At 38.5% G+C, this 13834-nt stretch carries 9 protein-coding genes; 6 read left to right on the top strand and 3 right to left on the bottom strand.

Annotated elements, in window-relative coordinates; all coding sequences use genetic code 11:
* Nucleotides 1-20: 20 nt before the first annotated feature.
* Entirely contained in the window at nucleotides 21-5090 is a 5070-nt protein-coding gene (locus M1D60_RS01620; protein ID WP_456277487.1) for a LysM peptidoglycan-binding domain-containing protein, read from the top strand.
* A 75-nt stretch (nucleotides 5091-5165) separates the two neighbouring features.
* On the top strand, nucleotides 5166-6659 hold the full coding sequence (locus M1D60_RS01625; protein WP_456277488.1) for a LysM peptidoglycan-binding domain-containing protein: 1494 nt from the start codon (nucleotides 5166-5168) through the stop codon (nucleotides 6657-6659).
* A gap of 33 nt (nucleotides 6660-6692) precedes the next feature.
* Here the strand turns inward: M1D60_RS01625 and M1D60_RS01630 are convergent, their stop codons facing one another.
* A complete protein-coding gene (locus tag M1D60_RS01630) occupies nucleotides 6693-7145 on the bottom strand; it encodes a DMP19 family protein (protein WP_456277489.1) in 453 nt (150 codons plus the stop codon).
* A gap of 135 nt (nucleotides 7146-7280) precedes the next feature.
* Between M1D60_RS01630 and M1D60_RS01635 the strand changes: the two genes are divergently transcribed.
* Nucleotides 7281-7871 carry a hypothetical protein gene (locus M1D60_RS01635; RefSeq protein WP_456277490.1) on the top strand — a complete coding sequence of 197 codons (591 nt, stop codon included), beginning with the start codon at nucleotides 7281-7283 and terminating at the stop codon, nucleotides 7869-7871.
* 450 nt (nucleotides 7872-8321) lie between these two features.
* Here M1D60_RS01635 and M1D60_RS01640 read toward each other — a convergent pair whose 3' ends face one another.
* On the bottom strand, nucleotides 8322-10424 hold the full coding sequence (locus M1D60_RS01640; RefSeq protein WP_456277491.1) for a peptidoglycan D,D-transpeptidase FtsI family protein: 2103 nt from the start codon (nucleotides 10422-10424) through the stop codon (nucleotides 8322-8324).
* A 126-nt stretch (nucleotides 10425-10550) separates the two neighbouring features.
* Nucleotides 10551-11480, bottom strand: a complete 930-nt coding sequence (locus M1D60_RS01645; RefSeq protein ID WP_456277492.1) for a helix-turn-helix domain-containing protein — start codon at nucleotides 11478-11480, stop codon at nucleotides 10551-10553.
* A 341-nt stretch (nucleotides 11481-11821) separates the two neighbouring features.
* Here M1D60_RS01645 and M1D60_RS01650 point away from each other — a divergent pair, with 341 nt between their 5' ends.
* From M1D60_RS01650 to M1D60_RS01660, 3 genes are all read left to right on the top strand, one after another.
* Nucleotides 11822-12280: a hypothetical protein gene (locus M1D60_RS01650; protein WP_456277493.1), complete on the top strand. Its 459-nt coding sequence runs from the start codon at nucleotides 11822-11824 to the stop codon at nucleotides 12278-12280.
* A gap of 157 nt (nucleotides 12281-12437) precedes the next feature.
* Nucleotides 12438-12776 (top strand): single-stranded DNA-binding protein, encoded by a 339-nt coding sequence (ssb, locus tag M1D60_RS01655; RefSeq protein ID WP_456277494.1) that lies wholly within the window; start codon nucleotides 12438-12440, stop codon nucleotides 12774-12776.
* Nucleotides 12777-13082: 306 nt separating this feature from the next.
* Entirely contained in the window at nucleotides 13083-13733 is a 651-nt protein-coding gene (locus M1D60_RS01660) for a hypothetical protein (protein ID WP_456277495.1), read from the top strand.
* Nucleotides 13734-13834 lie beyond the last annotated feature (101 nt).

Here is a 13834-nt window from a genome sequence, read left to right on the forward strand (position 1 = left end):
ATGGATGATGAGGTGAGAGTATGGAATTTAAACACTATAAAGTGACTAAAGAAGGAGATCAATATATTCTTGAGCTCTACTTAAATGATTTTCAAGAGGAATTTGGTAGTGAGCTAGGGGAATACCCTCAAAAACGAGAAAGTCTTCTTCAAGAAGCGAAAAAATTTGCAAAAGCAAAATATCCTAATATAAAAATTCAAACCATAAAAATCCTTGCTGGAGCTATGGTAGTTGGTATTATTCAAATGGGTGACATGAATCCTAATCAAGCTCGTGCGGAAAGCAATCCCACCTATCAAACGGTCTCTGGGATCCCTTTATTAACACATAAGGTGAAAAGTGGTGAATCCTTGTCGGTCATTGCTCGACAATATAATGTCACGGTCACTGACATAAAGCAAATGAACAGATTAAAAACAGATGTGATCTATGTGGGTCAAACGATTAAACTTCCGATTTACTCATATATTGTCGTTAGTGGCGATACACTTTCACTTATTGCCAAAAGGCTTAATACTTCTGTTAATGCAATTAAAACGACAAACAACCTAAAAAGTGACAATATTTATATAGGACAAAAGCTGTTAATCTCGGTGCCAGTTACAACAACAGCTACGACAGAAACCCAATCGGCACCTGCACCGACATCAGAACCAGCCGAAACAGACCAAAATACAATTCAATATACTGTGAAATCTGGGGACTCCTTAAGTCTAATCGCCAAAAACTATCAAACGACCGTACAGGAAATCCAACGATTGAATGCATTAACGACAACGAACATCTATCCTGGACAGGTGTTAAAGGTTCCAAAGCAAATCACAACACCTACCAATGTAACAGAACCGGTAGCTGAACCTACACCCACTGCACCAGCAACCCCTGATCAGCAATCAACACAAATCTATACAGTGGTCTCAGGGGATAGCCTTTCCCTGATTGCTAAACGATACAACGTAACGGTTGATGCGATAAAAAGTGCGAACCAATTAACAACCGATGTAATTTTTATCGGCCAAAAGCTAACCATACCAACGGCTGTACAAACTCAACCTACGCAACCTGTACCAACCGAACCAGTTGAGACCCCAACACCAGTTGAAACGATAGCACCTGAACCAACTACTCCGACAGACACTGTAGAACCAGTACCAACTGCAGAAGTCTATACAGTAGTCTCAGGGGATACACTCTCTCTAATTGCAAAACGATACGGTGTAACAGTCGACGCGTTAAAAAGTACTAATAACCTAACAACAGATACCATCTATGTCGGCCAGGCATTAACCATTCCTACGACTGCTGCCCTACCCTCAGCAGCAACGGAAACAGCAGATTCGGCACCAACAGATGCAGAATCAGTACCAGATGAACCAACAACAGCAACTGAAACAGAACAACCATTAACCACCCAAACTTATACAGTTGTGGCTGGAGATACCCTTTCCTTAATTGCTAAACGCTATAACACGACCACCACAGCCATTAAGGAAGCCAATCAGTTAACAACCGACACCATTCTTATAGGACAAGCGCTTCACATTCCAGTTCAAAAATTAGACGAATCGGTACCTACAGAACCCGCACCGGCCACTGATCAGACTGCTCCAGCAGAACCGAGTCTTTCTTCACTTCCGGTCATTTATCAAGGAAATGTAGCAACCTATGTGTTGACAGGGAAAACGGAAGCCAGTGCACGGGTTCTAATAACTTTTACAGATGAAGTAGACCAAACCATCCAGCATGAAGTAACCGCTGATGCAGATGGTACTTTTACAATCAGACAAGGACTAATGCCTCTAAATGATGGGATCATTTCTATACAAGCGATTGCAATCGATGAGGAAGGAAATAATAGTGAGGCATTAACCCAAACCGTAACGAAGGATGTATTAGGTCCTAGCGGGATTGTGTTTAACAATGCAGAAACTGTTACTTCAAAAAACCAAGAAGCTTTCGAAATTAGCGGAAGTGTTACTGATGCGACGTCGATTCGGTTCGAATTCATCGATCAAAATCAAAATACCATCCGTGAAGAATTACCCGTCACCAATAACAGCTACCAAAGCAACATAAACTTCTCAGCATTAACGGATGGAGTAATTCTAGTGAAGCTAGTCGCAACCGATGCTCATGGTAATGAAAGCAATATTAGTACTCGAGAGCTTATGAAAGATACAGCGAGTCCTAATCTTCCAACGGTTACGGTTCCTAGTTATATTAATGCCAATAACGAGCATGCGGTCGTTCTATCCGGGAATACCGAGCCTGGCGCTCTCATCACAATGATCATTAGTGATGACATCAACAAAATGAATCGTCAAGTAACGGCTGACTCTAACGGGGATTTCACCTTAATTGTTGATGCAAGGGTATTTAACGAAGGCACGATTACCTTTGAGGCAAAAAGTATTGACCGAGTAGGTAACGAAAGTGAAAGCTATATCACTCAGACGGTTAAGGACGTATCCGTTGGAGAGTTACTCCTTTTTGATTTAGCACCAATCAACCAAGAACAAGCAGTAGCATATAAGGTTCAAGGAACAGGCGAACCGAATACAAATATCCATCTTTCTTTTGCAGATCTAACAGGTGAGACGATCACAAAAGTGATCAAAACTGACGAAGCCGGCAGCTTTTCAGACAACATAAATGTCAGCTCTTTAAAGGACGGGGCCATCACTGCCATCTCTTATCAAACTGACGAAGCCAATAATAAGAGTAATGTTATTACTAAAGTCATTCAAAAGGACACAGTGGCACCAAATCAAGTAGTTTTAAGTCCATTAGACACAATCTCACAAAAAAATGTCGAGAGCTATACAATATTAGGCACAGGTGAACCGTTAAGCACAGTGGAAATTCTTCTAACGGACGCTACTGGATATGAACTTACCCAGCAATCAAAGGTGCGAGGAGATGGAACGTTTACAATAGAGGTTAATGTGTCGGCTCTTACAGGTGATCGAATGGAGCTTGCCATACATCAAATCGATGAGGTTGGGAATAAAGGTCACACCAACTCACAGTTTGTCGCAATAGATAAGGCAGGACCACAAATTTTAGACATCGAAATGGCCCAAATTGCTAATACAGGCTCTGTCACAGACTTTATTATTTCGGGAATTACCGAACCTGATGCAGATGTTGAAATAGAGTTAACAGACGGTGTAAACACAACCATCTATCATGGTACAGCCAAAAGTGACGGTAGCTTTTCGATCACAACTGATCTTTCCAAGATTGCTGATGGCCAATTGACAGGTCGGGTAATAACGAGAGATGCTCTTGAAAACAAAGGAATAACAAAAGAAATCAGTTTAACAAAGGATACAGAGGTTGCGGACATCACGTTATTGGAAGTGATGGAAGAAGGAAGAGTATCTTCAGCCAATGTTGACGCCTATATTGTGAGTGGAGTGAGCCAAGAAGAAGGGGCAATTGTGACAATTGAAGTCACGGATGGTATAGAGAGTGTGACTGAAACAGCACTTGTTGTGGATGGCAGGTTTCACTTACCACTGAACCTACAATCCCTCTCTGACGGGACACTTCATGTAAAAGTTTCTCAGCATGATGTGGCTGGCAATACAAGCCCAGCTATGACACACACGATTGAAAAGGATACCGAAGCGATACAACCTGTTATTCAAACGAGTCAGCTTACTAAAACAACTACGGGATATGTCTATCAGATCCGGGGAATCGGTGAGTCAAACAGTCAGGTTACGGTTCATATATCTGGGCAAACCAGCCCAAATATGATTACTCATACATTTCAGCTAAATGAATCAGGTGAGTTTACCAGAACCATTGATTTAACTTCACTAGCCGGTCAAAAGCCATTCATTCTGATTGAACAAAGGGATGCCTTTGGCAATGCAAGTAAGCCATTGCTAACAGGTGTTTCAAGCTATGTCGTAGGATCAGGAGATAACCTTTGGAAAATATCAACTGTACTGGGGACAACCGTAAGCGAATTACGATCACTAAACAATCTTACATCTGACATGATATATATCGGGCAGGTTCTTAAGGTTCCGTTAGTAGCAGGTTTAACAGAAGCTGCAGTTGCAGAGGAGCACTCCTTTAATATGGGGTATCTTTACCACGGCAGCTCGAATACCTATTTGGAAACAATGCAAAATACCCAAGGCGCCATCAATGTGGTAGCTCCTACTTACTTTGATATTAATGCGGATGGTAGCTTGAAGCTCACTCAAGTGTTAGACAGATATTTCATCGCAAACATGCAGAGTAATGGAATTCGGGTCGTGCCATTTTTAAGTAACCATTGGGATCGAGCTCTTGGTGAAATAGCATTAGATAACCGAGAAGAACTTTCAACCCAGATTGCCGAAGCGGTTAGAATTTATAATTTAGACGGAGTCAATATTGATATTGAAAATGTCACCCATGAATACCGCGATGAATATACCGAGTTTACAAAAATGCTCAGAGCAAAAATACCTGCTGATAAAGAGGTTTCCGTTGCAGTAGCGGCAAATCCAAGGAACTTCACCCTTGGCTGGCATGGTTCCTATGACTACAATGCCTTAGGAGATGCCTCTGATTACCTGATGATCATGGCCTATGATGAAAGCTATACAGGTAGTGAACCAGGTCCTGTTGCAAGTATCCAATTCGTGGAACAATCTATTCAATACGCGATTAACAATGGTGTTTCAAGAGATAAAATAGTTCTGGGGATCGGTCACTATGGACGTTACTGGAAAGAGGGATCAACTGTTGGAGGAAATGGAATGGCCAATGAGCATGTCGCTCAAGCAATCCAGATGTACAACGGTGTCGTCACCTTTGATGAAGCAACCATGTCTCCAAAAGCAACCTTCACAATTAATGAAGGAGACCCTGGTTTAAATGTATATGGAAAAATTCTTCAACCAGGCAATTATACGGTCTGGTTTGAAAATGAACAATCGATCCGAGCCAAATTTGATCTAGTTGAAAAGTACGGAATAAAAGGAACAGGAAACTGGGGCTTAGAACAGGAAAATCCTGCGTTTTGGGATTCATTTTCACAATGGGTACAAGAAACAACACCAGTGACAGGGGAAGGTTCTCATTAAGAGAATCTTCCTTATTTTTTCTCCCATAGATCACTACATTTTAGAAAAAACTATGCAAAAAGGGAGGAAGCCAACATGATTATGAACCATCGAATTGAGAAGGATGGCACAATCCTTCTATTTCTAGATCCCTCTTTGACCGAATTTGCTGACGAATATAATTATTCTGGTCCTGAGAAAAAAGTAACCTTACAAGCAAGCGTAATCGAATATATAAAGGAACGAGTTCCAAACGTAAACGGTAATATTATAAAGGTTATGCTAGGATCAATCGTGGTCACTACTCTAGCTTTTGGAGCAGGTAATACGCTCACTGCACAAGCAGCAACAACGGATTCAATTGTAGCTCAACAGCAAACGAAATACACGGTTGTATCGGGAGATTCCCTATCTGCAATAGCGAAGAGATTTAATACGACCGTTACTCATATCCAGCAGTTAAATAATTTAACCTCAGATATTATTTTTGTAGGACAAACATTAACGATTCCTTCAGGACAGCTACCAACCTCACAGCCTGTAACCTATACCGTTCAAAGCGGAGATTCATTATCAATCATCGCAAAACGGTTTAATCTATCGGTAGAACAATTAAAGCAGCTTAATCAACTCACGAATGATATGATTTTTGCAGGTCAAACTTTGAAGGTAGCTGAGGGAACAAATACCAATCAAAAGATAAGCACCGAACAAAGCTATACGGTTCAGTCTGGAGACTCACTTTCAGTCATAGCCAAGCGATTCAATCTAGCAGTGGATGAACTAAAGAGAATGAATGGATTACCGAATGATATGATCTTTGTAGGTCAAACGTTAAAGGTAACAGGGACTGCTTCTACAACAACTGAAACGCCTTCAAGCTACAAAGTTCAGTCAGGTGATTCACTATCAGTGATTGCGAAGAGATACAATATAACCGTCAACCAGATCAAGCAGATTAATGGATTAACTACAGATCAAATTTATGTGGGACAAACCATAAAACTGACAGGAGATGCAGCGACAGCCGCAACCAAATACACGGTAAAGTCAGGTGACTCCCTATCACTTATAGCCAAAAACTTTGGAATCACTACTACCCAGTTAAAACAAGCCAATAACCTATCCGCTGACACAATTTATATCGGTCAAAGTTTAACCATTCCTAAAACGGGAACAACAACCTCACAGCCTGCACCAGAACAAAAATCAATGCAACAAGTAAAGCTCGCAATCGTAGAGGATTCACAAAATTACTTAGGGATCCCTTATGTATGGGGAGGCTCGACTACAAGTGGGTTCGACTGTTCAGGCTTTTTGTATTATATGTTTAATAAGCATGGAGTCGATATGCCAAGAGTCACTTCTGGCGACTATTTCAAAATGGGAAGTCCCGTTTCAAAAGCAAATCTTGAGCCGGGAGATCTTGTCTTCTTTGGTGTCAACGTACCAGGAGTCGTATCCCATGTTGGATTTTACATCGGAGATAATCAATATATATCAGCCACAAGCTCAAAAGGGATTGCTATTTACTCAATAGATCATTCCTATTGGTCACAGTACTATATGGGGGCGAAGCGGGTAATTTAAAGGGACTATATTGGTAAAAACTGCACCTACTCCTTACTCCTGAGGTGCAGTTTTAATAACCAGAACTAATTCATCATAGATTTTCACAAAATAGGATTCTAACAAATCTGCAAGTTTTCCATCAAGTGCATAATAGTCACCATTTGCTTTCTCAATCACACGATAAAAAGCATCCTCCTCTATTTCATCCTCTTCTAACGCAATGTATAATCTCCACATTTCTTCACCGTATTGCTTAACAATTTTCGCATAATCATAGGCCTCTACTTCCTCAAGAATCCGTATTAATTTATTTATGTAAGAAGTTATTCCAATTTCCTGTATATACTCTCCAAACCATGTAAACAAACTTTCATGGCCACCACTCTCTAATTCTGAGTAATACTGAGAAATGATAAATACATCATCAATTAGCTTATTATTGCTAGGGAAATCCACTTCAGGTATGATGGTAAACACTTCATTCCAAATCTCAATCTTATCCATTTCAGCCACTCCTCCAGAGCTTGTTATTATAGATATTATATGAGCTGTCCTCTTTAATTAATAGATAGAAAACCACCATTTTTTAAAAATTTTAATGTAATATAAAGGAAAGCCCAAGAAGGAGTTTTCGGTAATATGGATTTTGATAAGAAAATTGAATTTATAAGAAGCTCTGTTGAACATGTCGAAAAGCGTATTGAAGTGATGGACCAAAAGGCAAGCATCCTGATGGCAATTCAAGCAGGTTATTTTATATTAATTACGACGCTATTAAAGGATTTCGTTGGCATATTTAATGTTACCCAACAAACATCGCTACTGATCGGAATTTTTTCCTATGCCTTTTTATTTGCAAGCTTTCTATTTTCCTTCTACATTGTCTACTACTTGATTATGACGATTAGACCAGGTGAAGGCATTATTCAAAATAAAATAACGGAAGAAGTAACAGGGAAAATTCCGGTTGCAAATTATATCTTCTGGTTTAAAAACAAGGGCAAGTATTTAACGGACGAAGAATATCTTCATATCGTTGATAACCTTAGTGATCAAGATGTACTAGACAACTACAAGAAGACTCATTTTACAGGTTTACAGCTACTATCTAAGAAATACGCTTTTTACAGACAGGCGATTAAAGCTATGAACTACTTTATTATCCTGAATGTAATAGGCGTTACCATCCTATTTGGTTACTCATTTATTGAGTTTATAAGAAATGTTTAAAAGAAACCTCATTTATAATTAAAGATGAGAGAGTATAAGATTTTTGAATAAGGCTGGGACAAAACCTAATACACCAGTCCCAAAGCCAAATAATCTCTAAATTAGTCTACCTATCAATATAATACTGTTTTCGTTTTTTTTCTTACTTATTAACTAGTTAAGCTGGAAAAACAGGGTTGTTCCATTACGCTGCAGCCGCTCGCTTTCCGCGGGGAGGAATCTGAGCCTCCTCGGCTACGCCTGCGGGGTCTCAGCCTTTCCTCTATCTCCCGCAGGAGTCGAGCGTCTTCCGCTCCATTCCACTAGTTTAAAAAAAAGAATACAATTTTAAACAAATCTAGAAAAGTAACAAAAAAAGACCCGAACTAGCAGGTGAAAGATACATCAAAATATCACCTAATTGTTCGGGTTTTTCACTAACTGAAATACTTATGTCCCAGCCTCTTTGTTCTATTCTGATACTTCTCCCTCTAGGGTAGGGTCGTTTTCAATGATAACGTTTGGATCAGTAGCTGCTGCACCATTCTGATTTTTCAACTCAAAATATTTGGCTAGTATACGCTGACCAATCTTTTTGTTAACGGGGTTATCATCTCTGTCTAAATAAGGGACGACAATTGAAAAGGCAACCTCTGGGTTATCATATGGAGCATAACCAACTAATGTTAGATTATAGGTTGAATGGGTGATCACCTTACCATCTTTTCTTTCAAAGATGAAAGACTGAGCAGTTCCGGTTTTTCCAGCTGGGCTATAGGAATTATACGGAGCAACCCCAAACCAACTTGTGGCTGTACCGCCGGATTCTTGCATGACTCGTCTAAAGCCGTCTTGAACTCGAGCTAAATGGTCATCACTCATATCAATCTTATTTAACACCACTGGTTCAAACGATTTTAATACAGGTCCGAGCTGATCATCGTTTGATGGGTGTCGGATTTCCTTGACAAGCTGTGGCTGTAATCTATAGCCACCATTTGCAATCGTAGAAACGTATTGAGCAAGCTGAAGTGGTGTATACGTATCAAACTGTCCGATGGCAAAGTCAAGCATAAGACCAGGGTTTGAAAGAGTCCCTTCATACCCAGTACTTTCAGAAGGTAAATCAATCCCTGTTTTTACCCCAAGTCCAAACTGATGGAAGTAGCTTCTAAACTCTTCCAGTGCAGCGGGTCTAAGTGGTAAGGACATATAAGGACTATAGTTGACACCCATTAATCGTAGAGCAATGTTGAACATATAAACGTTAGATGATTTCTTTAAAGCATTTCGATCATCTAGTGAACCTAAAGTACTATAAGAGCTCTTTTTAACCGGTCCTTTAAGATACATAGGTCTGTCATAAATATACTCTCCAGGTTGAATAAGTCCTTTTTCTAACCCAGTTAGAATGGTAGCCCCCTTAACAGCAGACCCCATCGTATAGGCTGAAGTAAAGGTACCTAAGGCATGATCCTTTACAACAATTTGCCCTTCCTCTTTAACAAGCTCTTTCCCAGCTAAGGACAGAACCTCTCCAGTCATAGGGTTTAGCATGACGACATACGCTCGATCGAGGAATGTTGCTCCACCAGCTCTTTTGGCTGAAAGTAACTCTTCCTCTACGATCTTTTCAACCTCTGCTTGAAGTCCAAAATCAATAGATAGAATGAGATCTTTCCCACTAGAACCATCATGGACCACTTTAGTTTCAAGCACATTCCCAGCTTTATCGGTTACATTACTAATGATTTTCTTTTGGCCAGATAAAACCTCTTCATATTGCTCTTCAAGTTGACTGCGCCCAACGCGATCATCACGGCTATATCCTCTGGCTAAATAATAGTCTAGCTTATCTGCTGGAAGCCCTTCATCGGCTGAAGAAATGCTGCCGACTACAGATCTTAGAATTTCCAAATGAGGATCACGGTCCCAGTCAGTGGTAATATCAATATTAGGTAAACTTGCTAACTGTTCACTAATAACGGCAAGTTCTTGATTAGAGAGTCCTTTTTTTAGGATTTTAGGAGTAAGCTGTGAACCTGCAACCATCTCTCGGAAAAAGGACACGACTTCTAGCTCTTCCTCTGTAATTTGAGCCAAATCATCTTCTGTAATCCTATCGAGCTGAAGATCATAGGCATCCTTCTCTTTCATCTCTTCTTCAGATAACTTCGCCTTCGCTTCCTCTGGTCTAGTTAAAATCCAATAGTCCTTATAATCACGTTCTGTGATTTTTTCATATCTCTCAGTATCTTGATTTATAAGCTCAGCAAGTGAAGTTGCCAATTTTAGCATTTCTTCTGGTTTTGTACCTTTAGGTTTTGTATAAGTAATCGCATTCTTTGCTTCATTATCAACAATAACACGATGCTCGCGGTCAAAAATAACACCACGTGGAACCGATACACTTACCTGCATATTTTCAGTACGATTTACTTCCTTTTGATAATCCTCACCATATACAATCTGCACAACCCCAAGTCTCATAATCAAGGCTGCAAACAGCAAAAACACCATAAAAAACAAAAAGTTCAAACGAAAGGGAACGTGTGTTTTTTTCTTTTTATTCATGACACTTACCTTCCTCTATAAAATTAATCTACATTCAGTGTACCATATATTGTGATGTTTCATGACAAAATAGCACCATCAGCTACTACTATTTTAAGAATGTAGATGGGATAGAGTGAAAGGGACTTATAGTAAAAATGGGTTGAGTTGCTCAGAAAGTTTCTTTTCTATTTCTTCAAGTGCTTTATAAGACCTATTTAGATTTTCTGAATCATCGTTAACGTCAAAGACTTTAATAGCTTTAAGAATGGTTTCTTTTGAGCTTGAATACTCTTCTTTGAAAAAGTAATTAACACCGAGCTGGTAATAAAATTCTCCTAAAAGGTAATAGTAACTATTTCTTTTGCAAATATTTATACCGTCTATACAACAGTTAACCGACTCCTCGTATTCTCCAACTGTTGAAGAAACCTTTGCTAAATTATAAAGTAATCTGATTTTGACTTTTATATTGATTACAACGGGAGAATGTCTTATTTCTTTTAAGGCAGTTTTATAAGTGGAGGTAGCTAGATCATAGTTAGTCGATTCAAAAGATATAACTCCAATACTGTTCATAATGGATAACTCTTGTTCAGTAATATACTTTGGGGGAGTGTAAGTTAAGTTTAAAGCTTCCTGGAAGATTTGATGTGCAAGATTAAAGTCTTTGGTTAATTGAAACGTACAAATACCATCATGCCAAATTAAGAATTGAAGATTTTGTTTGTTGTTATAAAAAGCAGGGTTTTTCTTATGTAATCTTATGATTTTTGAAACTTGGTCATACTCTCTCCGCTCTACAAGCTCTCTCACATTGTTCTTAGCTCCAAAAACAAACTCAGTATCTGTATTTTTAGCTATCTCGAAAAAATAATTTGAATCAATTCCCATCCTCTCACCAATTAAAAAGATTTTATCCCATAATCCATAGGTATAGCCATTCTCAATTCTACTTAACTGTGCCTGACTAATAATCTTGCCATCATCACACAAATCTTTTTGTGTTAATCCTTTTAATTTCCTTAAATCTTTAATTGCAGGGCCAATCTTGTTGAAATCTGCTTTAAAAGACATCGAATCTCCCCTTTATAAATATTCGAACTCATAATAATTAAAAAGAAAATTGTAGGAAAATTGAGAAAAATGTAGATAATTCAATAATAACCTATTAAAATGCCGAAAAAAATCTTTTTTTATTTAAGTTAATATATTTATATAACCTATGAAAGGAGGACAAATAAATGAAAAAATGGATTTTAGGTGTTGCATTAGTTTGTACAGTACTTTTAGGCGTTTCTAGCGTTTCTTTCACTCAATCTGCAGATCCACTACCTCCAGAGCACTCAAGAGCTTAAGAGTTTTAGAACTGGATGTCCAACCATCCAGTTCTTACCCAAATAAAAAGGAGGAACACAATGGAGGATTTCTATTTATCAGATATTCGCGTTTTTGGTTTATCAAACACTCGTAATGAACAGAAGGGGCCTGTCCATTTGCAGCTGACTAGTAGGGAAGCTTTAAATAAGGAGGATATGACCTTTAAATTTAATCAAGCCGTTTTTCAGTCTGCTAGAATTCTTGCAAAGGAGGAGCCTCCTACTATTAAAGAGCCTGCTCGAAACTATCAACCAATGAAGGCTCCATCCATTGAACTATTGTATCTTGGCAAAAATGGAGACTGTGGTGTTAGCGTAACTATTCTCTTTCATAAAACAGGTCCTTCTGTAATTTGTTATTCAAAAGGCACTCCACAACCCAATTCCTCAGACGATCAACCACAATCTTTACACGCACTTCAAGGCTTATGTATCGGCTATGAAAACCGGTACTCCTATTTCACTCTTCCAAATGTCGAAAAAAACTGTCAAATTTAGTAGATTTTAAATTTTAATAGCAATTACAAGAACAAAAATCATTTTTTGCTAGGAAGAAAATCTGATTTTAGTGAGACAAAACAAGGTGGAAATTACTTTTTGTCAATTTTACCGTTTGAATCTTCTGAAATATGATAGGCACTAAGGAGGAGATTTCATGATAAACAAAGTTATTCTAGTAGGGAGACTAGTCAAAAATCCTGAATTAAAGTACTTAGAGGATGGGAAGGCAGTTGCATCAATTACACTTGCAGTTGATCGTAATTTTAAAAATCAACAAGGTGATTATGATACAGATTTTCTGAACTGTACATTATGGCAAAAAAATGCAGAAAACACCGCGAACTACTGCAAAAAGGGATCCGTAATTGGTGTTACGGGACGAATTCAAACAAGGTCATATGAGAACCAAGAAGGTTCAAAGGTGTATGTAACAGAAGTTGTCGCAGAAGGCGTAAAATTCTTAAGCAATAAGAAGGAAGTCGCTGCTGTTTAAAGACAAAGAATCTACAAATGAAATGAAAGGGGTGATGTAGGGGATTATTTATGGTCACCAGAATATTTTCCTCTATACCTTCATTATAAAAAATCAATACTCTCTCCGTTATACCTAACCTGTTCACTTGTAAGTGTCAGGTCCCCACTTGATACTAGCCATAACTTTGGCTAGTTTTTTTTGAGAAAAAACCATCTATAGTAAGAGCTACTATTTTTAGGGTTAGTGGCTGGTCATTTGTTATAAATGAATCACATTGATTATATAAAAATGCTTTGTATAATAATAGAAATGGAGGGTGTTGTCATGAATGATGAAATGAAATTTGTTATTGAAAAACTAGTACACATCCAAGAGCAGATACATGTGAATTTTCAATCCCTAGATAAAGGCCAAAAGCAGACGAACGAAAGATTAGGCAGTGTAGAAGAGAGTCAAAAGGAAACGAACGAAAGATTAGGAAGTGTAGAAGAAAGTCAAAAGGAAACGAACGAAAGACTGGTGAGTGTAGAAGCGAGTCAAAAGGAAACGAACGAAAGACTGGGAAGTGTAGAAGCAAGCCAAAAGCAAATGAACGAAAGACTAGTGAGTGTAGAAGTGAGCCAAAAGGAAACGAACGAAAGATTAGGAAGTGTAGAAGAGAGTCAAAAGGAAACGAACGAAAGACTGGTGAGTGTAGAAGCGAGCCAAATGCAAACGAACAATAGATTGGGTATCTTAGAAAATGGCCAAAAACAGACAAACGAAAGACTAGAAAACTTAGAAGTAGGACAAAAATCAGGTCATCAAGAAATCAAAGATTTAATGAGGCACCATATGACATTACTCACAGAAACTATGACCTCAATGAGAATGGATTTAGGAAGAAGAGTCACCGACACAGAATCAGATGTGAATTTGTTATTTAAAGAGGTAGGAGAAGTGAAGAGAACCGTTAATAAACTAGAGAAGAAATAGTGAGGCACTTACTTGGAATACTTTTCACTAAGCATGGGTATACCTAATAAAAAGTCCGTGGGAAGTGATAAGTATGAATTATGACTTCAAAGGAAATTTCT

This window comes from Bacillus sp. AK128, assembly GCF_053903075.1.

What these genes read in the sequence shown, in the direction of transcription:
- M1D60_RS01620 (WP_456277487.1), top strand. Translation starts at nt 21, where the DNA reads ATGGAATTTAAACACTATAAAGTGACTAAAGAAGGAGATCAATATATT.
- M1D60_RS01625 (WP_456277488.1), top strand. Translation starts at nt 5,166, where the DNA reads ATGATTATGAACCATCGAATTGAGAAGGATGGCACAATCCTTCTATTT.
- M1D60_RS01630 (WP_456277489.1), bottom strand. Translation starts at nt 7,145, where the DNA reads ATGGATAAGATTGAGATTTGGAATGAAGTGTTTACCATCATACCTGAA.
- M1D60_RS01635 (WP_456277490.1), top strand. Translation starts at nt 7,281, where the DNA reads ATGGATTTTGATAAGAAAATTGAATTTATAAGAAGCTCTGTTGAACAT.
- M1D60_RS01640 (WP_456277491.1), bottom strand. Translation starts at nt 10,424, where the DNA reads ATGAATAAAAAGAAAAAAACACACGTTCCCTTTCGTTTGAACTTTTTG.
- M1D60_RS01645 (WP_456277492.1), bottom strand. Translation starts at nt 11,480, where the DNA reads ATGTCTTTTAAAGCAGATTTCAACAAGATTGGCCCTGCAATTAAAGAT.
- M1D60_RS01650 (WP_456277493.1), top strand. Translation starts at nt 11,822, where the DNA reads ATGGAGGATTTCTATTTATCAGATATTCGCGTTTTTGGTTTATCAAAC.
- ssb (WP_456277494.1), top strand. Translation starts at nt 12,438, where the DNA reads ATGATAAACAAAGTTATTCTAGTAGGGAGACTAGTCAAAAATCCTGAA.
- M1D60_RS01660 (WP_456277495.1), top strand. Translation starts at nt 13,083, where the DNA reads ATGAATGATGAAATGAAATTTGTTATTGAAAAACTAGTACACATCCAA.